Annotated in this window: 22 protein-coding genes and 1 pseudogene; 12 read left to right on the top strand and 11 right to left on the bottom strand. The window is 52.5% G+C overall.

All coding sequences use genetic code 11. From position 1 onward, the window contains the following. Positions 1-18: 18 nt before the first annotated feature. Entirely contained in the window at positions 19-1,392 is a 1,374-nt protein-coding gene (locus tag ABIE32_RS12270; protein WP_429016493.1) for an aspartate aminotransferase family protein, read from the bottom strand. A gap of 230 nt (positions 1,393-1,622) precedes the next feature. Here ABIE32_RS12270 and ABIE32_RS12275 point away from each other — a divergent pair. Further along, a pseudogene (locus ABIE32_RS12275) lies at positions 1,623-2,488 on the top strand (IS5 family transposase). Positions 2,489-2,625: 137 nt separating this feature from the next. Continuing rightward, entirely contained in the window at positions 2,626-3,282 is a 657-nt protein-coding gene (locus ABIE32_RS12280) for a phosphatase PAP2 family protein (protein WP_429016496.1), read from the top strand. A 396-nt stretch (positions 3,283-3,678) separates the two neighbouring features. Here ABIE32_RS12280 and ABIE32_RS12285 read toward each other — a convergent pair whose 3' ends face one another. Further along, on the bottom strand, positions 3,679-4,017 hold the full coding sequence (locus tag ABIE32_RS12285; RefSeq protein ID WP_429016498.1) for a hypothetical protein: 339 nt from the start codon (positions 4,015-4,017) through the stop codon (positions 3,679-3,681). 760 nt (positions 4,018-4,777) lie between these two features. On the opposite strand from ABIE32_RS12285, the gene ABIE32_RS12290 reads away from it, so the two are divergent. The 7 genes from ABIE32_RS12290 to ABIE32_RS12320 all read left to right on the top strand — a co-directional run bounded on the left by ABIE32_RS12290 (position 4,778) and on the right by ABIE32_RS12320 (position 11,116). Then, positions 4,778-5,281: a DUF3011 domain-containing protein gene (locus tag ABIE32_RS12290; RefSeq protein WP_429016500.1), complete on the top strand. Its 504-nt coding sequence runs from the start codon at positions 4,778-4,780 to the stop codon at positions 5,279-5,281. An 11-nt stretch (positions 5,282-5,292) separates the two neighbouring features. Next, the gene (locus ABIE32_RS12295; RefSeq protein WP_429016503.1) at positions 5,293-5,886 is read left to right on the top strand and encodes a hypothetical protein; all 594 of its coding nucleotides are present in this window, start codon (positions 5,293-5,295) and stop codon (positions 5,884-5,886) included. 23 nt (positions 5,887-5,909) lie between these two features. Continuing rightward, positions 5,910-6,344 carry a lysozyme inhibitor LprI family protein gene (locus tag ABIE32_RS12300; RefSeq protein ID WP_429016505.1) on the top strand — a complete coding sequence of 145 codons (435 nt, stop codon included), beginning with the start codon at positions 5,910-5,912 and terminating at the stop codon, positions 6,342-6,344. A gap of 112 nt (positions 6,345-6,456) precedes the next feature. After that, on the top strand, positions 6,457-6,873 hold the full coding sequence (locus ABIE32_RS12305) for a hypothetical protein (RefSeq protein ID WP_429016508.1): 417 nt from the start codon (positions 6,457-6,459) through the stop codon (positions 6,871-6,873). 133 nt (positions 6,874-7,006) lie between these two features. Continuing rightward, positions 7,007-8,155, top strand: coding sequence for a hypothetical protein (locus tag ABIE32_RS12310; RefSeq protein ID WP_429016511.1), 1,149 nt, complete (start codon positions 7,007-7,009; stop codon positions 8,153-8,155). Then, positions 8,148-9,527, top strand: a complete 1,380-nt coding sequence (locus ABIE32_RS12315; protein WP_429016514.1) for an LssY C-terminal domain-containing protein — start codon at positions 8,148-8,150, stop codon at positions 9,525-9,527. Before ABIE32_RS12310 ends, ABIE32_RS12315 begins: the two co-directional genes overlap by 8 nt. A 227-nt stretch (positions 9,528-9,754) precedes the next feature. After that, positions 9,755-11,116: an HdeD family acid-resistance protein gene (locus tag ABIE32_RS12320; RefSeq protein WP_429016516.1), complete on the top strand. Its 1,362-nt coding sequence runs from the start codon at positions 9,755-9,757 to the stop codon at positions 11,114-11,116. 204 nt (positions 11,117-11,320) lie between these two features. Here ABIE32_RS12320 and ABIE32_RS12325 read toward each other — a convergent pair whose 3' ends face one another. The 4 genes from ABIE32_RS12325 to ABIE32_RS12340 all read right to left on the bottom strand — a co-directional run bounded on the left by ABIE32_RS12325 (position 11,321) and on the right by ABIE32_RS12340 (position 14,944). Next, entirely contained in the window at positions 11,321-12,154 is an 834-nt protein-coding gene (locus tag ABIE32_RS12325; RefSeq protein ID WP_429016518.1) for a hypothetical protein, read from the bottom strand. A 92-nt stretch (positions 12,155-12,246) separates the two neighbouring features. Then, entirely contained in the window at positions 12,247-13,260 is a 1,014-nt protein-coding gene (locus ABIE32_RS12330; protein WP_429016521.1) for a hypothetical protein, read from the bottom strand. A gap of 166 nt (positions 13,261-13,426) precedes the next feature. Next, positions 13,427-14,275 carry a DUF2628 domain-containing protein gene (locus tag ABIE32_RS12335; protein WP_429016524.1) on the bottom strand — a complete coding sequence of 283 codons (849 nt, stop codon included), beginning with the start codon at positions 14,273-14,275 and terminating at the stop codon, positions 13,427-13,429. A gap of 363 nt (positions 14,276-14,638) precedes the next feature. Then, positions 14,639-14,944, bottom strand: a complete 306-nt coding sequence (locus ABIE32_RS12340) for a hypothetical protein (protein ID WP_429016527.1) — start codon at positions 14,942-14,944, stop codon at positions 14,639-14,641. A gap of 129 nt (positions 14,945-15,073) precedes the next feature. Between ABIE32_RS12340 and ABIE32_RS12345 the strand changes: the two genes are divergently transcribed. Then, positions 15,074-15,337, top strand: coding sequence for a helix-turn-helix domain-containing protein (locus tag ABIE32_RS12345; RefSeq protein WP_021027136.1), 264 nt, complete (start codon positions 15,074-15,076; stop codon positions 15,335-15,337). An 84-nt stretch (positions 15,338-15,421) separates the two neighbouring features. On the opposite strand, the gene ABIE32_RS12350 is transcribed toward ABIE32_RS12345, so the two are convergent. From ABIE32_RS12350 to ABIE32_RS12370, 5 genes are all read right to left on the bottom strand, one after another. Beyond that, the gene (locus ABIE32_RS12350; RefSeq protein ID WP_429016530.1) at positions 15,422-16,105 is read right to left on the bottom strand and encodes a hypothetical protein; all 684 of its coding nucleotides are present in this window, start codon (positions 16,103-16,105) and stop codon (positions 15,422-15,424) included. Further along, positions 16,098-17,237 (bottom strand): phage capsid protein, encoded by a 1,140-nt coding sequence (locus ABIE32_RS12355; RefSeq protein ID WP_429016533.1) that lies wholly within the window; start codon positions 17,235-17,237, stop codon positions 16,098-16,100. The genes ABIE32_RS12350 and ABIE32_RS12355 overlap by 8 nt, the downstream gene beginning before the upstream one ends. A gap of 209 nt (positions 17,238-17,446) precedes the next feature. Then, a complete protein-coding gene (locus ABIE32_RS12360; RefSeq protein WP_429016534.1) occupies positions 17,447-18,460 on the bottom strand; it encodes a YqaJ viral recombinase family protein in 1,014 nt (337 codons plus the stop codon). Between the two features lie 218 nt (positions 18,461-18,678). Next, positions 18,679-19,674: a DUF932 domain-containing protein gene (locus ABIE32_RS12365; protein ID WP_429016535.1), complete on the bottom strand. Its 996-nt coding sequence runs from the start codon at positions 19,672-19,674 to the stop codon at positions 18,679-18,681. 15 nt (positions 19,675-19,689) lie between these two features. Next, on the bottom strand, positions 19,690-20,013 hold the full coding sequence (locus ABIE32_RS12370; RefSeq protein WP_429016538.1) for a hypothetical protein: 324 nt from the start codon (positions 20,011-20,013) through the stop codon (positions 19,690-19,692). 145 nt (positions 20,014-20,158) lie between these two features. Between ABIE32_RS12370 and ABIE32_RS12375 the strand changes: the two genes are divergently transcribed. Both ABIE32_RS12375 and ABIE32_RS12380 read left to right on the top strand, forming a co-directional pair. Beyond that, the gene (locus ABIE32_RS12375; RefSeq protein ID WP_429016541.1) at positions 20,159-20,644 is read left to right on the top strand and encodes an AlpA family phage regulatory protein; all 486 of its coding nucleotides are present in this window, start codon (positions 20,159-20,161) and stop codon (positions 20,642-20,644) included. Positions 20,645-20,853: 209 nt separating this feature from the next. Next, positions 20,854-22,449, top strand: coding sequence for a YfjI family protein (locus tag ABIE32_RS12380; protein ID WP_429016543.1), 1,596 nt, complete (start codon positions 20,854-20,856; stop codon positions 22,447-22,449). The last annotated feature ends 118 nt before the right edge of the window (positions 22,450-22,567 follow it).

Consider the following 22,567-nt stretch of genomic DNA (forward strand, 5'->3'; position numbering starts at 1 on the left):
AAGGGAATGAGAAAACGCTTACATCTTAGCCCTGGTGATCAACTGGTCCAGCAGCACCATCGCCTCATCGATTTCGCCGCGCGAAATCATCAACGACGGCGCAAAAGTGATTACGTTCTTGTAGTAGCCGCCCACATCCAGCACCAGCCCTCGCTTTTGTCCCTTGTATTCCAGCCCGCCTTCGAGGCCAATATCGACCATCTTGTCAAGCAACGCCTTGTTAGGCGTGAAGCCGTCTTCGGTACAGATCTCGGCACGCAATGCAAGGCCCAAGCCATCCACATCACCGATTTCCTTGTGGTGCTTCTGCAGCTCCTTCAGGCCCTCGAGAAAATAGGCTCCCGATTCACGCACCTGCCTGCCAAAGTCGACCTCGTGCGTCATCTTCATCACTTCGAGGCCGAGCGCCGTCCCCAACGGATTCGATGCGAATGTGGAATGTGTGGAACCAGGGGGGAATACTGTGGGGTTGACGAGTTCCTCGCGTGCCCACAAACCCGACAGTGCATTCAGGCCGTTGGTCAAAGCCTTGGCAAACACCAGCACATCAGGCGTGATTCCAAAGTTTTCAACTGACCACAGGGTACCGGTACGCCAGAACCCCATCTGAATCTCATCAACGACCATGAGCACGCCATGATCGTCAAGCACCTTCTTGAGGCCCTTAAAGAAGTTAGGCGGTGGAATGACATAACCGCCTGTCCCCTGGATCGGCTCCACGTAGAAGGCCGCATATTCGCATTGACTGGTCTTAGGATCCCATACAGCGTGGTATTCATTCTCGAACTTGCGTGCAAAGTCACGCACAATCTGCTCTGAATACTCTTCAGCTGTCATGCCCTTGGGGCGACGAAACGGATAAGGGAAAGGAATGAACTGCGCACGCTCGGCAAAGTGGCCAAAGCGACGGCGATAGCGATAGCTTGAGGTGATCGCCGAGGCGCCCAGCGTACGGCCGTGGTAACCACCCTCAAAGGCGAACATCAGGCTCTTGCCGTTGCTGGCGTTGCGAACCACCTTGAGGGAGTCTTCGATGGCCTGTGCACCGCCAACATTGAAATGCACACGGCCTTGCTTGCCCCATTTTTTTTCGGCATCCTGTGCAATGAATTTGGCAAGCTCGATTTTGGTGGGATGCAAATACTGGCTTGCGACCTGCGGCAGCTCCCTAAGCTGCTCGATCATCCTGTCTTCAAGACGTTTATTCTTGTAGCCAAAATTCACGGCCGAATACCACATCTGCAAGTCCAGATACGGTATGCCGGCGTCGTCATACATGTAGCTGCCGTCGCAGCCGGTAAATATCTTGGGTGGATTGACGTAGTGGACAGTGTCGCCAAACGAGCAATACTTTGCTTCGTCAGCCAGCAATTGGGCGGTATCGAGGGTCACGGCAGAAAGACTCCAGTTTGAAGCCTCGCAGTTTGAGAGCCCAATCTTGTTGCTCTATCGAGCGTTTTTGGAGGGATTGTGGAGATAAGAGGCGTTGTTGCATTACAGAGACTTCCCATAAAAGCAAGCGTTGATGGGTCTTCTTTCTGATAGACCTGACTGCCGTGGTGTTTGGACTGCCCCTGACCAGGGGGCAGGCCAGCACGACGAATGGGGGTGAGTACAACGAGGTGCTCAAGCGCCGGATTCGTTGATGGTCTGACTCGATGTCGACCTCCAATGGCAGGCTCGTGCCAGTAGTTGGCCTCCTGTGTTCAGCGACGCTGCGATCCAGTTCCACCTGACCTTGAAGCGCATGTTTGGAATGAGCCTGCGCCAAGCAACGGGCCCGTCCGAGAGTCTGATCAAGCTGGCACGCCTGGACTGGCGCATGCCCGACTACAGAGCACCCTGTCGCAGCACCACGGGGCTGCACCTGCTGATAGGCAGCACTGGCGTGAAAATGCTAGGCGAAGACACGTGAAAGACGAAGAAGCACGGGGCTGACTATCACCGGCAGCGGCGCAAGGTGCACCTGGGCATCGATGCTCAGACTTTGGAGATTCGTGCCCTCGAGATCGCGGACAACGCTATTGGCGCACCGATGCTGCCGCAGTTGCTGGCGCAGATTCCTGAGGACGAGCCGCTGCATTCGGTGAGCGCCGATGGAGCCTATGACACCAAGGCTTGCCACGAGGCCATCGCCAGTCGTCAGGCTGCGGCGATCATCCCCACACGCAAGACAGCCAAGCCCTGGGCAGATTGCAAGACTGGGGCACAGACGAGAAACGAAATCTTGAGAGCCACGCGCAGGCTAGGCAGCTGCATCTGGAAGAAATGGAGCGGCTATCACCGAAGCAGCCTTGTAGAGACCAAGACGAGATGCTTCAAGAGATTGGGCGAGCGCGTGATGACTCGGAACTTCGAGCAGCAGGTGACTGAGCTGCAGATACGGGCATCGACACTGAACAGGTCCACCAGCCTGGGTTCACCCAGACTGTGCGCATGCCATAACTCCTTCTGGGGTAGGAGGGGAATCGGCCTAAATTCGATTTAAGAAACAGCGCTAATCCAAAACACCGTGATATTTAAATAAATCTACTAAACCCGCAATGATCGAAGATTTTTTATATGGACTTTATATGAACCATATATGAATTTTCATATGGATTTTTTATAAAAAATAAGATAATATTGAAAAAATTCTCTATCGGGAAAAATATGTTTATAGACGCCTCTTCGGAATGGTTTGAAATATTTAGAAAAATTCAAAATGCCTCGATAGTTAATTTTAATCACAAGGTATTTGAATTTATTGCTGGAGGATATCACCCTAATCTTCTAACTCTGACTATTGCTTGCTTTCTAGCCAAATATGGAGGATGGCTTGCATATGCAGGTGCTATTGGGTCAATATGGGGTAAATCATCAAGGTCTAGCTATATTTTTTTTGCCATTCTTGTCAGTGGCCTGGCTGCTGTGGCTGCGCACTCCCTTGCAGATTATATTAATCATCCCCGTCCATTTATGCTAGGACTTAGCCCTGCATATGTAACTCATTCGGCGCGCGGGTCATTTCCTAGCGCACACGCAACGGTATTATGGTCGCTGGGGTTTATTTACCTTTTACGCACCAATATTAGGTGGACCGGCGGGTGGATCATTATATGCGCACTAATGACTAGTTGGGGGCGTGTTTATACTGGTCTTCATTTCCCTATAGATATCATAGGAGGCATTATATTGGGAAGTATTATCGCATTATTATTTGGGTCGATGAATTTTATTGCATCACTGCTGGCCAATCGATTCCGAAGTACTGTAGATGCACCATATAAATGTAAAAGCTAATGGATTTTTGAATCCCCCGTCGAGGCAGTGTTCAAGGTAAAAAAAATCAGGATCAGGTTACACATATATAGAATTTCTATCAAAACACCGAAATGCAATCGACATGCCAATGAAGTAAATTCAGCAGATAATTACCCTGAACAGCATCCCCAAGTCTGACTCGCCCGCTTTAGCCTTTCGCAAGCGCAAAATGGATAAAGTGGGTGATCCACTGCAGAGCATCGCACCCCGTATAGAAGAACAGTTCTAGCTGTATTAATTAAAAGGATAAACTATTTGCGCAGGCACATATCCTTAATCTATTTTGTTAATGATAATCTTTTCATCAGCAGTGACCCCTCCCAACATATTGATGCATTATGTCATAATTTTTCGCTACTGCATAAAAAATCTCTTTCATAAGAGATAGTCTTGAAGATAGAATATTACCAACAGTAAATGGCGCAAATCTTTCTCAGAACCATCCACAACGAGAGCAAATTTATTTATGCAAAAACCATGTGTGACAGCAACCGTCCCAGCAGGCGCCCCCAGGGCCTTTCTGCTGGTATCCATGGGCTTGCTGGTTCTGGCTGTGCTTCTTTCAAAATATTGATGTAAACCAGTCTGGCGTACTGCTTCGTGTATAGCTAGCGCAAACATTTTCTGCAATAGAGCACCAGTTACCTGCCTTAAAGCGACCTGTGATTCATATTGTTTGAAGCTGCAAAGGCGGCAGTGCTCACGAGTAAGCACAATCAGAATCCAATCTCACAATGGGGCCTTGCCTTGAGGCAATACAATGGTTGATAAAAGACTATCTCGCTTTCACCAGAAAAATGCTCATAATATCTTGCGGCGCTCATGCCTCACGGCGCTCTTATGAGTCGGCATATATCAACACATTCAAAGCAGCCAGTACTCGCTACTGCTTAAGCCCAACAATGAATTCAACATGCCAGATGTGAAGTCAAGGGTGCAATAAACAGATCAAACTAGCAGCAACCAAGCTCAACTGTTCACTTTGATTCGTAGAAATTCTCGTGATTTTAGTTGCGCAATTTGTTTTTTGGGTGTACGCTCGTGCCTAACCCCTTTGTTGATGTATGGTCAGCTCTCCATTCTATGCACTTTGCTCATCTTGAGCTAACCAGCTTATTTGAAAAATATCAATTGGCACTTGCATTTATGAGAATGCCCCTATGATGCACCCAGATCTCTCGCATTGAAAAGGACCTCTCCATTGAAAGACGGCATTCAAGAGTCGGTTGCAATTTAAAAAAACTATGATTCATTAAGTTTTTTAAAGAGTCTCATCCAAAATTCAACAGTTATAACGCATTCTAGGAGGAATGCTTTCATATGTTGAAGCGTCTATTTTCTGAGAAATTTCTGATTTCACAGAGCTTCATATCACTATTTTTTTGCAAATATGGTGCAGTGTTATGATGAAAAGTCAAATTTGCAGTATGACGTGGTGTGTGATTGGCTGCTTTTTTCTTTAAAGGATTGATTTATGCGAAGTTTATTTATCTCAACGGCTATCATCTTAGGTCCGCTTTTGTATTCAACCGACACCATAGCTCAGTCGACGGTAGAGTGTCGGTCACGCGATTACCAATACTCCGAGTGTTCCGCCCCTGGACTGTCACGTCCGCAGCTTATCCACCAGATCTCCAGTAGTTCATGCATTCTGAACCGTACTTGGGGCTACAACCCGCGCAGCGGTTACATATGGGTGAATGAAGGATGCGCTGCGACCTTTGCCGATGTGGCTGGCTACCACCATGGTCGCGGCGATACTTACGATGAAGGTGCTCGGCGCTATGATGATAAAGGCAGAGATGCCGGTCTTATGATCGGTGGTCTGGTGCTTGGAGCTCTTATTGAAGGGGCTGTTTCCTCAGATAGCCATCACAAAAAACGATCAGGCAGTGGGTACAACGGATGCCATGGTAGCGGCTGTCTGGTAGATGACCCTGATGCCCCTCCAGAGCCCGGCCAGATAGAGATGCGTTAATAGACTGCGGCATGCAGCAACAGGCACTTTTAGCACACGATATTTACCCACACATCCGCACCGTTATGGGTATGGTGATTGGCTTGGGCGTCACACGCCTGCTCTCTGGGGTAGCCCGTATCGTGCAACACCCCGGTCAGCATTTTCTGTATCCGGTGCATCTGGCATGGGTGGTCTCTGTTCTATTATCGCTGGTGCATTTCTGGTGGTGGGAGTTCGCTCTATTTCAGATTGACGCCTGGACATTCGGAACCTATTTATTTGTTATTGGCTATGCCATCTTGCTATTTCTGCAATGCGCGCTCCTTTTCCCGGACAGCCTGCAGGACTACAAGAGCTATGAGGATTTTTTTCTTGCGCGCCGTGCCTGGTTCTTCGGGCTGCTGGCCACCACCAGCGTGTTTGATGTGATCGATACCCTGATCAAAGGTGAGCAGCATTTTTCTCGCTTCGCAGGTGAATATATGGTACGTACGCCTATCCTCATAGTCTTTTGTATTGTGGCAGCGCGAACGCGTTCGAAGACCTTTCACGTGACGTTTGTCGCCTTGGCGTTGGCTTATCAACTGTCCTGGATATTCCGCTTGTTTGACACGCTGATTTGATCTCTTTTCTCTGGAGAATTGCCATGCAAAAAACCTGGCCTGTGTTTGCACTGATGACGTTCTTCGTCGCATCGGCTGTACATGCTTCTGACGACATATGCTTTGAAAAGGCGCAAACCCAATCGCAACTCAATGAGTGTGCGGCGGGTGCTCTGAAGCTCGCAGACAGCGAACTCAACGCACTTTATCGCCGTATGCAGGATCGTTTGAAGGACGACTCATCGACCAAGACATTGCTGATTGATGCTCAGCGTAAATGGCTGGGTTTCCGCGATTCGGAATGCAGCTTCGCTGCTGTTCGTTCGGCGGGAGGTAGCAGCCATGCTATGCAAGTCAATGCTTGTCTGACGGAGTTGACTCGCACCCGAGTGATGGAATTGCAAAACCACTTAGCCTGCGGTAGAGGAGCTGGCGAACAAGAGGCTATGCAATGCGCTTTGCCGCGAGCAGGGCGTTGATCATGCTGCATCACCCCGATGGGGCGCTGCAGTGCTCTTTCAGGCCACAGCTTGTGCACTACATTTTTAACGTGAATTGCCCAACCCATATGGGCATGACAAAGGAAATCTCATGACTTTTGCTCAAACGCTTCTTGTCTGTACAGCTGCGGCTTCGCTGCTTGGATGCGCTACGGTTCGCCAGCAAGATCTCGCTGCCTGGGAAGGTGTGCCTGTTGAGGCGCTTGATACCCATCCAGTTTTCTTATCGATGCCTGTCTACAAGACCTTCACGGACAGTGGGATGGAGATTCGCAACTACGCGAATAGCGAGAAATCTGAGCAGTGTTTTGCCAGTGTGGGAGGACACCATGGCAAACACACCAATTACAGCGCCTTCATGACATGCTCTGAAAACCGACTCGTATGCAACAACCTGTTCTACATCCAGGACCGAAAGGTTGTGCGCTACACGCCCACCGGTAACTGCTACACAGACGATAGTGTGCGTCCGCGCCCGCCTGTGGTGGCTCCGGCCAAGACCAAGTAGTAGAGTGATCCGCAGCTTTTAAGAGGATCTCGTCTTTCAGGTTTGTTCAGGCGTGAAACTAGCTTTCAGTTGGATGGGGCCGCACCTGTTAGCTTGAGCGTGCTCACAGGACCCGCTTGGAAGACGTGATGTTGTGAAAGATAACGCTGTGGTGCTGATGCGAGAAAAAAGCTTTAAGTTTATTACGCGTATCAAGGCAACCCCATGGCTGCACCCTGTTGGATTGATTCTGCAGGTTGCGAGCACTATTGTTTTGACCTCGTGCACAACGGCGTTGCCGCACGTGGCTTCTTCCACATCTGAGCACCATTTGAAGCTTGCTGGCGTGGGCGTGCGTGACATGCGCGCTGAATTTCGCAGCGAGTTCTGCAAACGGCTACCCAATAGGAGTAGTTGCCCGGATATCCTACTGCACTTGCCTGGGGAGCCGTCAGGCGTAACCTCTGTGGCATCGTCAGCCACGCGAAAATCTATCAAAAGCGATGCGTCATCTGTGTTGGCAGGAAAATACCGGCTTGCATTTGTTCCAGGCTTGCTTGCTGGCTGTGTGGGCCCGAAGTTCATACCGTTTAGCGACACGGTAGAGGCACTTCGCGCCGAAGGTTTTGACTCCCGAATTCTGTTGATTGAAGGCCGGGGTTCCAGCGAGCACAATGCAGATCTAATCGCGCAGCAGCTCAGTGACGCTAGTCCGGACCCACGACCCTGGATCGTATTTGGTTATTCCAAGGGCTTACCCGATGTATTGGAAGCACTTGTTCGGCACCCCGTAATTAAGCGCAACATGGCCGCAGTCGTCAGCTATGCCGGTGCAGTTGGGGGCAGCCAATTGGCCGACGAAACAAACAATTTATCCACGAATCTGCTGGAATATGTGCCGCTACCTGGTTGTGATAGCGGCGATGGATCCAGCATTCATTCGTTGAGTCGTGATGTCCGGCACGCATGGTGGCAATCCCATCATACGAAGCTGCATCTGCCCTTCTATTCAATAGTTGCAGCCCCTCGTGCAGAGCGTGTTTCGTATCCATTGCGAAGTTCTTATGCCATGTTGTCGCATACGGATATCCTCAATGACGGCCAGCTTCTTGCAACAGATGCAATTGTGCCAGGCAGCGTGTTGCTGGGTTATGTCAATGCAGATCACTGGGCCATGGCCATGCCGCTGTCCAAGCAGATTCCTGTCGCAGGTGCCTTGTTTATCGACGATGTTCCCCGAGTAGATTTGGTGCTGGCAAGCCTACAAGTTATCTCTCATCATGCCTCCAAGACTCATGACTAAAAAAGATGCTACCGGTACCCGATGGATGCATAGTCCGGGCACTGTACTGCACGCCATGTTTGCAGCGATTGCCATTTCCATGCTTTCTGGATGCAGCGGCTTGAGTAAGAGCGCAACAAGCGAATCACGCGCCTCGTCCATAGGTCGACAGCAAGCGGAAAGTAGTTACCTAGACCGGGCGAACAGTCAGGCAATAACGCGCAATCAGGTAACAGTCAGCGTGGCGGCGCTGCGTGACGAGGAAAGCGCTGCTAGTTTCGGATTACCCATGGCTGCGCATGGCTTGCAGCCTGTTTGGGTCAAAATAGAAAACCGCAGTGCGCTCCCATACTGGTTCATGCCGGCTTTCTTGGACCGTGACTTTTACTCAGCGCGCGAAGCAGCCTATCTCTTTCATTCCGGCTCCAGCAGCGCTGCTGCTACGCAGATTGAGCGAGACCTGACAGAGCGCCAAGTCAAGGTACATGTGCCGCCCGGAAAGACCGTGAGCGGTTTTGTCTACACCAATCTCACGCGAGGCATTAAGCTGATCAACGTCGAACTGCTGGGCGCACGCCATGTGTTGCGTTTCGATTTTGCTAGAGAACAGCTTAGTGGCGGTTTTGACTATCAAGCAATCGATGTTGAAAAGCTCTATGCACCGGAGCGTCAGACCCAAGTAGGCCTGAGTTTGCTGGGAGCTGAGCTACAGAAGCTGCCTTGCTGCACAACCAATGCTCAGGGCAGCGAGCAAGGTGACCCACTCAATCTGGTTATGGTGGGATCTGAACACGATGTACTGGTGGCATTGGTGCGTGCAGGTTGGGATTTCACCGAAACCATTAATGCATCGAGTGTCAGCCGCATGGTCAGTGTGTTCGCTTTTGGGGGTAGCTATCGTAACGCCCCAGTTAGCGCGCTGCACTTCGATGGTCGCCCACAGGATTTCGCCATGCAGCGTGCACGAGCGAACATATCGCAACGCAACCACCTGCGCCTTTGGTTGACGCCTCTACAAGTGAATGCCACACCTGTCTGGGTAGGACAGATCAGTCGCGACATCGGCGTGAAAATCACGACTCACTCACCGACGCTGACCACACATGTGATCGACCCCGATGTCGACGAAGCCCGCGACTACCTATTGCAAGACATGCTAATGACCAGCAACGTGGCACGCTGGGGCTATTCAGCTGGAGTAGGCGAAGCAAGCCCTCAGGAACCCAGAACCAATTTAATGGCGGATCCCTACTTTACCGATGGGCGGCGATTGGTTCTCTTCGTAGCACAAAGCCCGCGGGCCATGCAGGATGCTGAGTTCTTTCAATGGCATCCGGACGACTGCGATCCTGCAAGGCCACCAAACTCACGGCGTCATTGCCAAAGCCAGTGAACGGCTAGATTTTTACCATTGGCTGGCTATGAAATGCCCGGCAGCATGGAAATCTTCGAGTAAACCTTAATACGAAAAGTGAAGCAGTGGGATCAATTATAACCTGCTTCTTAAATTGTCTAACAATCTTCTATGGCATCAGAGCTACCACTATTTAAATTTCTTTAAATCGCTCTTGAATTAATTAAATTTCAATAATATATCATCTTCATTAAAGGAATTTGAAAATGGTTCAGCTGATTTTCTTGCTATTGGGTGTTGAATATCTTCAAAAGCGTGCAAACGCTATACGAATCATAGGATTAATTTGGGTGATTGCCGGCATTGCCATTTTTATTGACGCCCTAGATAACGCAATTTATTTCCCCATACAGTTTTTTGCATGGCTATTTCTGATCGAGGGACTTGCGACCCTTGCAGTTGCTTGGACAGGCGTTGGTGGCCAGCGTATGTTACGTTATTTCAAAGGCTCTATAGTTGTTTTGGCATCAATTCTTATTTTTGCTGGATCTCATAATGGCAATTTTTTGCTATCCATGCTTTTGGGTGCATTGTTTATGCTCGATGGCGTATTGCAATGCATATCTTCATGGATAGTTCGCTATAGGCGATGGAAGGTTGCATTGCTATGGGGTATCTTTGAGATATTGATTGCAATATTTTTCTTTCAACCCTACCCTACTCATTATGTGGGGACGTTGCCGTATGGGTTGGGAATTTTTCTAATATTTGGAGGAATTCATCTTCTAACACTCTCTTCGCGTGTTCGGCGCCTTGATAGGGTATCGATATCAAATGCGGGAAATAATATTAATTCAAGTGGAATTAATTTTTCTGAAGGAGTCGGAAAAATTGAAAAAAAGGAATGGAATGGTCCTCCTTGCGACAACGAACATGCACTGGTAGTTCATGTGTGGACTCCAACAGGATCATCCAAAGCACCAACGCAGTCCTACCCGCTCATTGATCGATATATTGCTGCTGTCGATGTCAATGGTGTCATCTCTACAGGACATGCGGCACTTGAATCACCAGAGGGAATCTATATTAGTCTTTACCCAGGTGTGGAGATAGATCGCTCTCCTGACGAATTTGGGCGTATATTGCGAGCAACTGCTGAAAATGATGTTCCCGGGGTATTTCAACCAGACTATGCGACCGAGTCCAAAGCTTGGTGTCCATCCACTGTTCAAGTGAAAATAAGAAATTATGACCCATCAAAATTGAAAGAATTCTGGGAAAATTATAAATTGAAGAAAATTTATAATCTGACTCATAGAAATTGTTCAAGCTCGGTTTCGAATGCACTTGAAGCTGCAATAGATGGTGCTGTTTTTCGCTTGCATGGCCCGCGCGCGGGATGGTTGAGCCTATTGAGGATATTAGTCACACCTGAGTTATGGGTTGCTGCGCAAATAAGAAAGCGCGCAGTCACGATGGCTTGGACCCCTGGGCTAACCCTCGATTATGCACGTGCATTGAGTATGCTTGCTGATCCGCGACCTTTTGGATGGGCCAGAATAGCAAGAGGGGCAGCTATATTAATTTCGAATATAATAGAATCGTGGCGATCTAATAAATTTAGATAATGGACGACAGTTTTCAAAATCGTTAGTTCCAATTGAGGTGTTGCATAAATCCAGCTCACCGTGGAGAAGTTAATCGATCTGGGTGGACTGTCCCTGGTCAGGTAGACGAGCTTCGCAGATCAGCCAATTCCTGCCAGTTAACGCAATCTAAACCTTTTGTACAACGACCGCAGAAAGTGTCATCCCGCAGTTGAGGCAGACAAATTACTCTCTCAATGCTCCCGTGAATGAAGCCAGACCAATCCCGCGCATGTAATCCAGGATCTTGCTCTCCTGCGCCTGCGTCGCTAGATCGAGCATTGCCCCCGGTTGGTTGTATTTCATCAGCGTCTGCTCCTGACCATTGGCATTCACCGCCTGAATCTCACCATAGGTGAGCACTGCCCGCCCCTCCCCATTCACGATCCACTGAAAGATCTCTGAAGCCTCCTTGTAAACAGGGTGCCGTGCAAACGCCTCTTTCTTCAAGGTCTCGGGATCGTTCCTCTTCTGGGCACTCACGATGTCTCGCTCCGAGGACTCCAGCTCACGCTGAGCATCACGCCGCCTCTCACCCAGAACTCGTTCTATTTCCTGGATCTGAGACAAGCGAGCATCAATTTGTTCCCTCTCGGTCAGCCCCTGTTTGGGCATTGCCCGAAACCTCTCGATCCCCCTTTGCAAACGCTCAATGTTTCGCCGGGAGTCGGGGTAGTCTTCTTCAATTCGTTGCACGATGTTGTCACGCTCCCTCACCGCACGCTTCAAAGCAATCTCCGCATCTTTGGTTGTGCGCTCCAGGTAGTCATCTCTCCTCTCCTTCAAGAAGTCATTGCCATCTGCGATGCTGCACTTGTACTGCACCACCGCGCGGCCCTTTTCGTCCTTGAAGCTATCCCAATGGGTACTTTTGCACAGTGGCCGCTTGCCCAGGCCGTTGGCAACTGTCGTGGTACGAGCACCATCGATATAGCTGGACTTGACGATGTCAACGGGGCTCTTGCTGCAAGCAGAAAGAGCAATGGTGGAGCAAGCCACAACGAGGGAGAGATTTTTCATAGATGTGTGAGAGGTGAACGGGGCCACTGCTGTGGTCCATGAAGAGAAGCCATAGAGAGACGTCCGAAAGGGATAGCTGGCATGCTTGAGACTCATCCGGCCTCCCATGCACTTCGATAGGTCACCGTCGATCCCGGCGGTACCGCATTGCCTGGCGCAGGCGTGATGCGGTAGGCGCACCCATAGCCCTTGAAGTCTTCGTCCTCGGGTCCATGGATGGAAACCTCGTTCGCTTTCAGGCCTGCAGCGCGTAGCCGCTTGTCGTAGTCCATGTCGCACCGGCCTGCTGGCTGCGGGACCATAACCATGCCAGTCGAAACAGTCGAAACAGTCGATGTTCCTACTTTCGGTTCATCATTTGATGCCACCTCTGCCGCTGGACATTTGGGGAACTCCAACTCATCCCCAAAGCTGAAGAAATCGGGTTTGACAGTGCGCAGCGCCTGCGCTGCCACATCGCGGTGCTTCTGAGGCTGGCAGTTGAATCCCAGATCTCTCACCACCCAGTCTTCGGATTCCTTCGCCACCATGGCATCAGCCCACCGCCCTGCTGCCTCCATGGCCGGATCCGTTGCCAATTCAGCAGTGATCATCATCTGCCTGAACTGCAATGCCCTGCTCCCTTGCGCGACCAGGTAGACATTGGGAATATAGGCGTTGCCGCAGTCCCGAAGACAGTCCGCCAGGTACTGCCCTGAGCCCATGGCATCTTCAAACGCCCTAAAGCTCAGTGCATTGAGTGTTTGCCGCTGCGTCATGCCCAACAATCCACCAACATCCACATCACACCCCGGCGAGAGTGCCACCTGGACCGAGCGTATGGCTTTGTCCTGTTGATCGCTCCTCAGCACCAATTGGCAGCCTTGGACCATGTAGTGATGCCGGTGGTCTTCGGACCGAATAGCGGGCCCTGCTCTCTTCTGCACATACGTCAGGTTCATGCCGATGGCATCCCAGGAGATCAGCTGGGTGAGCAAATCCGGCGTCGCTGACGCTGGCGCTGGCTCTTTGGTGTCCTCGGATCCAAAGGCTGATTGGGCGCGCTCGACCAAAGAAGAGACGCGATCTCTTGCACGGTCCGTGCATCCCGCCAGGGCTACGGTCATGAGTATGGCGGCGCATGTTGTCTGTTTCATGGAGGATTCAGAGATGGATATTGGTGGTCAAAGGAGCCCGGCGGATCCAACGTACTACGGAAGATGGGAATCGGGGAACCATGGAAGTCGCACCGGTTGATCCGATCCACCAGGGCGGTTTACTGGATCAAGGGGGTCAACCTTCCGCAATGACGCCGATCATTCCGAGCAAGACAAGCAGCGCGGCCACAAAGCCGACGGCTGCACCGATGTTGGTGCCACCCTGCCGGGCCAGTTCGATGCGGGCCTGTTCAGGCGCGTGCGATGCGAGGATCTGGTCCACCCGCTGATTCACATGCTGCTGGTACCAGGCATTGCCCTTCAGGCCAAAACCAATCGCAATACCGAGGTTGATGCTGCTCGCAATGGAGCTGGGAACGCCAATGGCAAGTTCTGCAATCAGTTCAGCAACGACTACGCCAATGAAGATCCAGGAATAGAGATACATCTTGCGGTACCCCATCCAACCAAAGCCGACAAAAAAGGCAGCCCAGTTCCAGGACAGTTGGTGCTTGCGCTGCGCCGCCTCCTTCCATTTGCCCTCGAAGTAGCCATGGTTCTTGCCAACAAAGATCTGGATGGCCTCCTGGCGCGACAGCGATGAAGCTGTTGCAGATCGCGGTTGTACGGTCGGCGCAGGGATGTCAGCGGGAGGTGCCACAGGAGCAGATGCAGGAATGGATACCGCTGCGGGTGCTTGTATGGCGTCAGCAGTGAGTCCAGAAGGAATCGGCACTCCAACTCCAACAGCAGAAACGGACGGCGATGCCGATGGAAATACCGAAACAGGAACAGCCGCGATAGCAGGCACCACATCAAAGTCCAACGGTGCTTCCTGAGGAACTAACTGGATGATGGATTGGGCGCCCGTGCTCTCAATGGCCCGCTTGTACCTGCCAGCAACATCTGCCGTCACATCCTTCTTGACCACACAGGATGGTTGCGACAGCAAGCGCCCTGCCTGCTCGGGGGTGCACTTGAACAAGGACGCAAGCTTTTGCGTCACTTGGTTCGCATCTGATGAAGGGTGTCGTCCGCTCAGGACAACGTTGTATTTCTCTTGCATTTGTGACTCTTCCTCTTGTCGTTATTGGTGGCACCGTAGAAGGACATAACCCGCAGCGGTCTGGCCTCTACAGCCCTAAAAGTGAAGCAAACTCATCCAATCAAAACGCACGAAGGCCAAGACTGAAACAAGCAGCGCATCTATTCAGCGGCCTGTCAGGGGTGGTTCAGAGGGAATGCGCCGGTGATGAGACTGGCAATGAAGATGGGATCCGGCAACTCACAGATGGAAAGCCAAAGGCTGTTGCTGATCGTCCCGTCAGATCGGTGCCCCGACTCATGATCAACTCAAATCAGAGCCGCAGTGCTTGCACTTCCTGGCCTTGGCCAGAATAGGTTCTGCGCAATAAGGACAGTCTTTGGTCGCTTGCGCCATGGGCTGGAAGACAGGGTGCGAGCCGCCTTGCTGGGGCTGTGCGCGACTCAAGCCTCCAAAGATCATCTGGAACCAGAACTTCCAAAGCTTGATGAAACCCCATACCAGGATAGGCAGAAAGATGATCAGTCCCAGGACGATGCCTCCCCCTCCACCACCTGCTATGGCGATATTGGGCATCAACACCCAAGGCAACAGACGCTCCAAGCGCATGCGCGCACTCCTTTTCTTGGTATTCAGTACGGGGAGATGCCCCGCTGATGCCGGATTGGGTTTCTTCCTGCATCAATATGTGAAGCAAACTCCGTAGATGTAAATGTATCAGAAACAGATGCTGGGAGAGTGTCTGCCAAACCCACTCCCCCTACTCATCTTCCTGATCCCGACAACCTGCGCGATGTATTTGCGTACTGGGTGCGTCTCAAACGTGTCGAGAAAGGCTGGTCGCAGGAGCGCCTGGCGCTGGAGTGCGAATTGGACAGAACTTACGTGTCGGCTGTGGAGCGATCTCGTTGGAATGTGTCGCTGGCCAATATTGAGCGCATCGCTCAGGCACTGGATGTGAAGGCCTGGACATTGATCAAGCCGCCGGAGACGCACCGGTAGCACGAGCATTGCTAAGTTCGCAAAAGAAAAAAGAGAATCAGAAAGGATGAACCCGGCGCTAGCCGGGTTCATCCTTTTCTTCTCTCAGGTCACATGTTGAGAGTGTTTCGGCACGATCGTCACAACCTCCGCACATTGGCCTTGCAAACGCTCTCCGTCCACAGAGCAGAGAATGCATTGCCCAAGCGCATCCCATGACACACGAGCGCCAAACCCGCTACCCCATGGCGCGCTCCACGCATGACTGATGACCAGTGCAGCCCTGATGGCATGGATTGACCGGGGTGTGTTTCCCCCTGTCGTTGCAGGCAACGCCATCATCTCCACACCTACCACCCAGACCCAACAAGCGGTTTCCTCCAACTGGCCATAGTGCCTGCGATGCAATATCAGCTTGAGCAGTGCGCAGCCACCATGCTCCAGAACAGTTCCTAGACAGTTCATCGACTCGGTTCCGATGGCCTTGAAACTCCGGATCTCGCATGTCGGAAACAGCGCTTTCCACCCATGGTGGTGATCTGCGTACGTGCTCAATGGCAGAGAGACAGCAATGCTGCGAAGAGGCCGTTGCGTCATCACTGCCACACTGCGCCTCAGGCACCATTCCAGTCCTTCCGGATCCGATACGCTGCCGCGATCTGTATCCGGAAACATGTAGCTCCAGCGCTTACGCCCCGACGGGCTTGTCACCCGGTACTCCCACGGACCATCAAACCGGATGCCATGCATGTAGCAATGGATGAGCGCCTTGCCTGCAGAGTCAGCCATGCTGCTTGCCTCTCCCTCTCTCGGGTTGACGCATCTCCTTCATATGTCTCCCCTGCCCTGTAGGTTCTGCTGCCTGCGGATAGAACTCCTGAACGATTTCCGTCGCTTCCTGCTCCAGTTCCTCAAACAGTCCCAGCGCATAGCCTTCTCTGGCAGCTTGCTCCAACGCTTCCTGGTCGTGGCCGACCTTCTGCGCATATTCCGCAGCCTGTGCCGCTTGGCTGATGGCTGCGTCGAAGGGCATTCCATTGCGGATACCCAGGTCCACGTAGTAGATCGGCGTCCGGTGTGACATGGCCGTGGATTTGGCGCGCAGGCGCAGTTCTAGTGGGAGAGATGCCAGCAATCCACCACTAGCCGCTTGCAGGTACTGCATGCGGGTCATCAAGGTCCGCAGGGAATTGATCCCGGTAGTGCGCAGCACAAAGGTGCTCATGGCGTCGGCCTGGTTGTCCGGGTGGTCAATGCGCATGTGGAATCGCCCAAACGGCTTGCAACCGCCTTCAATGGCGAGCGCACATAGGTCCGGGCCTTCGCAAGGGCTAGCTTCGATACCCTTGGCTGTCGTGCGCTTGCAGGTCTGTCCATCTCCCACACAGAGGGGCCGTGCAGTGGCCCGGTCGAACAAAGTGTAGTTGGCCCGAAGGTTCAGTGCCGGGTCGTTGAAGAGGACACGGATGGGGATGCTGCGCAGCTTGGGTTTGGCAGTATGGGCATGGGCCGGCGCATTGCCATCGTTCGGGCTGACAGCCTGCGCCATAGTCTTTTGCGCCGGGTTGATGTCTTGCTCGCGATCTCTCTTTGTAGGTTGGGAAACATTGGCTGCCCTGGCCCGCCTGACGAGCTTGTCCTGCAATGTCTGTTTCGGTTGCTGCGTTGCACCATCGAACTCAGGAGGTAGAGCCTGCAGCTCCGTGACCTCCACGCCCGTTGTCATCAATGCCCGATCGGTGATCTCCGCGCGCAGAATGGCATCCATCGGATGCAGTACCCAGCCCCTGCGGCTTTGGACCTGGGTGGTGATGGTGAATTCGTCATCTTTCTCCGGCAATCGCTTGCCATTGCGCTCGATGACCTTGCCGATGGAGATGCGCCCCACCACAGGGGGCGTCATCATCAGTCCTTTGATCATGGTGTTTCTCCAGAAATGCAAAAGCCCCTTGCTCCAGAGAAGAAGCAAGGGGCTAGTCGATTGACAAATAGGTTGACAAATAGGTTGATAAATGGGTTGTTAGGTAAATGAATGGATGGTTGGATGGCTTGAGTCCTGATCGGTGATCTGGGATTGACGTACGCTTATTAGTGGCTGGTGATTGCAGGGTGCTGGCCTGAGCAGCAAGCTCAGCCCGACTCCTGCAGCAGGAATCTCCGTGATCCGGCTTTGGCGCTGGTATAGGCCTTGGCCAGCTCCGGATGGTCTTTCTCGAATGCAGCGGTATTGAAGGCCTTGCCGTCCTTGGAGCGCTTCCAGCTCACCGAGCCGCCAGGGAACGTGGCATACGATGCCGCTCCCATGCGCTGCTGAATCTGGTGTTTCAGCAATGCCTCCTGCGCCTCCCAGTCCTGCAGGAGTTTGCGGACGTGCAGCAGCTTGGCGAATGCGCTGCAAGCACTCCCGTCCACGGACAGGTCCACGGTGTCGCCACTGTCTTGCGAATACAGGCTGCGCAGCGCAACTGCCGTGCTGTCCGACGCATCGGCATCGGGCGCCTGGCCGGACTGCACCCTCTCCCAGAACTGCGCCTCCAAGGCCATCAACTGGGCGATCATGGCCTCGTCCCGCTCGATCCGGTGGATCTGCAACTCCTGCCCGCAGATCAGCACTGCCACATCGGCAGCCTGCTTTCCTGTGACTGCCAATTGGTGCATGACCTGCAGCTGGATGTATTCCGGAACGCCTTCCTTCCAGAGCTTGGCGCCGTTGATGCCTGCGGTCTTGCATTCCAGGATCTGGACATCAGAAGCTCCCACCACTTCCCGGTCAATATTGGCGAGCATCCAGGGAACCTGGGGATGACCCAGTACGGCATTGACCCGGCGCACCTTGTTGCCGGTGCGCTTGGTGTAGTGGGCTGCGACGATGGGTTCGAGCAAGCTGCCCCAGTACATGGGGCTGGTTTCGTCGTTGGGATCCACAACTGGGAGGAGATGGCCCTTGCCGGTCTTGTGCATCCATAACTCGAGTTGGGACTGGTAGGGGTTGAGCCCTACGGCCGCCGCAGCATCGGAGCTGCCGATGCCTTGGCGGCGCACATCCAGCCAGGTCTCACGCGGCATGTCCCGGGTAGAAACGAGGCGCAGCGCGGGGCGTCTGGCCTGTGAGGCTAGTGTAGGTATTGAAATAGGTGTCGGCATGGTGCCTCCAATGAAATGAGTAAAGAAATAGACAATGAAAGACCAATGCAAGCGACTGCCCGCCTTCTCCAATCCCCTGCCCCAAAATCTCAAAAGCCCAAAGCACAAAGCCCTCACCGCACTGGTGAGGGCCTATGACGTTGGAAAGCTTTGAATGAGAAAGGAAGGGACAGAGGGAGAAGGCCGAAGGGCGAAGTGCGCGCCGCAAGCCTGTGAATTCAGGCCACTAGTTGCAGGGCGTGTTCGAGTGCACGCTGCTTGACGGCAGCTCCCACACCGAACCAGGCACTGTCCAGGCGGTTGTCCTGGCTGCGGGCCCGGCGTTCGTGGTCCACGTACTCGGTGATCGAGCACAGCAAACCCCAGGCCGTGCCCTGGGCTGCGGACAGGGTGGCACCGCGCCCGTGGCCGTCAAAGAGCATCTGCGCCTTCTGCATGGCGCGCTCGTTGGTCAGCACCGTAGACTGCCCTGCTCCACTGGATCCTGGTTTGTCTGCTGCACACAGCACTTTCAGGAAGAAGTTCATGGCCTCGTGGCTCTTGACCTTGCGTTCTGCCAGGGTGCGCATCTGGTACATGAAGGAATCCCATTGACCCACTGCAATGCCCAATTGGCGTTTGACCGCCTGGGCATCGAAGCGGGTGGAATGGGAGACCTTCACGGCGTTGGTTGCTCCCTGCAGGGCAATCGCCAGGGTGTTGTTGCAGACTACCCGCACGGTGGTGGGCATGGCGACCGTGGCCAGGGTGCCGTCACAGGAGGTTGCCAAGAGCAGATAGCCATGGACGACGTCATCGCCTTTCAGGGCAGCTGACTTTCCGGTTCGCGCCAAAGCCCAGAACTTGCGACCGGCCTTGAGCACACCGGCTGTCTCGAGCTCATAACCCGCGACTTCCGTGAGATCTCGGTAGAACTCCAGTACATCGCGGGGCTGCACCACCTGGTAGCGGTTGCTGACCACTGAAAGTGGTGCCTTGGTGTCACTGCGGTAGAGCACCTTCTGGTCTGGGAACTCCATGGGTTCGGCATACATGGCAGAAGATGCATCCGAGCTGTCAGCCGCCAGATAGCGCACCGGTGTTTCGAGGATCTGCCACTGCATGCCTGCGGCTTGCGCCCAGACATCGAGGGACTGTTTGCGAGGCAGGTGGTTGCCCAGTTGGTGCCAGGGGGTCTGGCCTGCATAGGCCATGGTTTCGACGAGATGGGACATGGTGATCTCCTTGCATCAAACCTTGAACGAATTGCCGCAGCTTTGGCACTCGTAGTTGTCCAGATAGGTCTCGTCGATCTGCTCGCCGATACGACCACCGACTTCGTGACCCACGGTGCCGCCGAGCACACCACCGATGATGGCGCCGAGCAAGGAGCCGAGAACTCCACCTACGGGGCCGGCCACAAACCCGACAGATGCGCCAGTGGTGGCGCCTTGCATGGCCCCGGCGATACCCGTGGCTGTACCTGCGGCAGAACCCACACGCTGGCCCAGCTCCTTGGCAACGCCCTTGGCGCGCACATTCAGAGAGTGGCAATGGGGACATTGGATAGACATAGAAATTCCTGACATAAAGAAAAGCGCCCCGGGCTTGGAGGCCAGGGGCGCTGATGGGATGGAAGTGAGATGAAATCAATGCGGAACAGCTCGCTTTACAGCAAACCGCTACCGCATCACGTCAGGAATATATGACTGAAAAGTTTTGGAATCGAAAGGACTGGAGTGGCTGGAGACGAAGGCACGACCGCTGCTCCATGTGCAGGTTGAGACGTTAATTTTGAGCTGTATATCCAGCGAGTTTTTTGCTACTAAAAAGTGGGCAATCAAAGTATCTACTACGGCACCTAAATTAATAAGTTACACGATGCACGGCACCCTATCAATTTTTGATTGGTACACGGGTATCCCTGTGCTGCCCATGTATCCCGATACTCCGCTTCGTCAACAACAACCAACGGAGTTCATCGTGAACCAACATTCCCAAGATAGCCGCCCCTTCCGTGTCGTGCGTATGCAAAAGGTCAAAGAAATGACGGGCCTTGCTCACAGCACGCTTTTTGCGAAATACGACCCGTCGAGCCCATGCTTTGATCCCACTTTTCCCAAACGTGTCCGGCTGGGCTTGCGCTCAGTTGGCTGGATTGAGACTGAAGTAATGGACTGGGTACAAAAGTGCCGCATCCATTAATGGACTAAAACAAAAGATCTATGACTCAATCTCAAAAAAGTGAATTGGTACCACATGCCTTCCATCTTTACACCATGCAATACCAATTCATGGAACATCTAAGGCGCTCTTAACCAATTCCCAGTCCAGTTCGAGAACGCACCAGAGACTCATAAGGAGTCTCTGGTACCCCCAGATATATCCCCCTTACACTTTCTCACCCCAAAATTATGAAAAATTACTACATATCTCCAGCAGCCACCATAAGCGACGCCTGCATTTATATCGAAGAGCCAGAAAAAATCACTAACTCAATAGCGTCATTTAAGCAAGCGATCCATGCCATACAGTCCCAAGTCCAGTCGCCAACGGGAATGGTCTTCAGTTCCGCCCTGGCTATGGCTGCAAGCTGTACCCAAGGTCTCTTTGATGTCGAATGCCCAGGCAGCTGCCGCAGCCCGACCAGTCTTTTTGTGTTAACCATCGCTGAATCGGGGGAGCGCAAAACATCCACGGACTCTCAGCTTATGCGCGTCTTGTCGGATTTCGAGCAGAAGGTGAACGAGGACACCACTCAACAAAGTGATGCGATGCGCAAGGTTGAGTACGACCTGTGGAAATCCCAATTGAAGGGTTTGCAACGCGCTCTTGACAAAGCAGCTTTCGAGAGTGATGAAAAGGCATTGAGTATGTGCAAGGATAAGCTGTTCGCGCACTACAAAAACCAGCCAGGCCCCTCCTCTTTGCTGCGCCTGCTGTTCGAGGATGCCACCATGCCTGCTTTGCTCGAAAGCCTTGCCAAAACCTCACCCAATGCAGTCCTTAGTTCCAGCGAAGGCGGTATTCTTTTTGAAAAGGCCAATTTGCCTTTTCTGCTGAGAGCGAACAAGCTCTGGGATGGAGAGGATGTGCATGTAGACCGGTCTACCAAGCCAAGCTTTATCGTTCGTGGAGCTCGCTTGACAATCTCTGCAATGATTCAGAAAAAGATGCTGGAGCGTCTGGTAAACCGCAAAGATGACGGCGCACGGGCCTCTGGTTTCTTTGCCCGATTTCTCATTACCGAACCTGAGTCGACACAAGGAACACGTTTTGGCAATTTTGCAATTTCAGAGGGTCAGCTTTCGAAAAATAAGGAATACCTCACATGGCTTCAATCCCGAGCGACGGAGCTCTTGCAACGTACCCATAACAATGATGACACCGATAAGAAGCTAGTGCACTTCTCGCCAGAAGCCGAAAAGGTTTGGAAGAATTTCTACGCTGAGGTGGAATCTTCTTTGGGAAAAAATGGCATTTTTGCAGACATCCGAGATTTCGCCTCCAAGATCTCAAATAATTTGTCCCGCATTGCTGCCGTGCTGCATTGCTTCTGTGGCCTCGAAGGGGATATCAGTGCCGACACAGTGAAGTTTGCGGCTGAGTTATGTAAAGTTTACATCGCTGAGTTCAAGAAGATATTTGGCTTTAAAGACCCAATAACAATCGCTCACATGAATGCCCAAAAGGTTTATGAATTTCTTTGGAAAAGCCATCAAAAATCGCCTCATTTTGGCATCAACAGAACTTGGCTACTTCGCCATGGGCCCTATGGCTGCCGCTCAATTGTGGAGTTGAATGCAGCTTTGGGAATTTTGGAGGCACAAAACTTAGTTCGCACTGAACGGCACCATAGTGGCCGTCACACCAACACTGTTGTCCTCAATACAATGGGGTTTCATGGGAGTCTTCCTCGCCAAATACTGGCCCTCCCCACTGAGGATGTCTGGAATGATGTGCTACAGAGCAACACGGTTAGTGTTGCACTGATCCCGCTTCATGTCTGATTGCATGAAAAGGCTGCTACACCTGCTATGTCGCAGGTGTAGCAGCCTTTTTTTGACGATGTACAAGCCTCACTCTCGCCCTCAGCATCAAATGAAGAAGTTTATGGATGGTGATAGC

The sequence above is a fragment of the Comamonas sp. 4034 genome (genome assembly GCF_050434545.1).
Classification (GTDB): Bacteria; Pseudomonadota; Gammaproteobacteria; order Burkholderiales; family Burkholderiaceae_C; genus Comamonas; species Comamonas odontotermitis.

Bases quoted from the DNA above. Each gene is read 5' to 3' on its own strand.
- ABIE32_RS12365 (WP_429016535.1), bottom strand. From the start codon at position 19,674: ATGTCCCATCTCGTCGAAACCATGGCCTATGCAGGCCAGACCCCCTGG.
- ABIE32_RS12380 (WP_429016543.1), top strand. From the start codon at position 20,854: ATGAAAAATTACTACATATCTCCAGCAGCCACCATAAGCGACGCCTGC.
- ABIE32_RS12295 (WP_429016503.1), top strand. From the start codon at position 5,293: ATGCAGCAACAGGCACTTTTAGCACACGATATTTACCCACACATCCGC.
- ABIE32_RS12340 (WP_429016527.1), bottom strand. From the start codon at position 14,944: ATGCGCTTGGAGCGTCTGTTGCCTTGGGTGTTGATGCCCAATATCGCC.
- ABIE32_RS12305 (WP_429016508.1), top strand. From the start codon at position 6,457: ATGACTTTTGCTCAAACGCTTCTTGTCTGTACAGCTGCGGCTTCGCTG.
- ABIE32_RS12300 (WP_429016505.1), top strand. From the start codon at position 5,910: ATGCAAAAAACCTGGCCTGTGTTTGCACTGATGACGTTCTTCGTCGCA.
- ABIE32_RS12315 (WP_429016514.1), top strand. From the start codon at position 8,148: ATGACTAAAAAAGATGCTACCGGTACCCGATGGATGCATAGTCCGGGC.
- ABIE32_RS12320 (WP_429016516.1), top strand. From the start codon at position 9,755: ATGGTTCAGCTGATTTTCTTGCTATTGGGTGTTGAATATCTTCAAAAG.
- ABIE32_RS12355 (WP_429016533.1), bottom strand. From the start codon at position 17,237: ATGATCAAAGGACTGATGATGACGCCCCCTGTGGTGGGGCGCATCTCC.
- ABIE32_RS12370 (WP_429016538.1), bottom strand. From the start codon at position 20,013: ATGTCTATCCAATGTCCCCATTGCCACTCTCTGAATGTGCGCGCCAAG.
- ABIE32_RS12330 (WP_429016521.1), bottom strand. From the start codon at position 13,260: ATGACCGTAGCCCTGGCGGGATGCACGGACCGTGCAAGAGATCGCGTC.
- ABIE32_RS12350 (WP_429016530.1), bottom strand. From the start codon at position 16,105: ATGGCTGACTCTGCAGGCAAGGCGCTCATCCATTGCTACATGCATGGC.
- ABIE32_RS12325 (WP_429016518.1), bottom strand. From the start codon at position 12,154: ATGAAAAATCTCTCCCTCGTTGTGGCTTGCTCCACCATTGCTCTTTCT.
- ABIE32_RS12290 (WP_429016500.1), top strand. From the start codon at position 4,778: ATGCGAAGTTTATTTATCTCAACGGCTATCATCTTAGGTCCGCTTTTG.
- ABIE32_RS12360 (WP_429016534.1), bottom strand. From the start codon at position 18,460: ATGCCGACACCTATTTCAATACCTACACTAGCCTCACAGGCCAGACGC.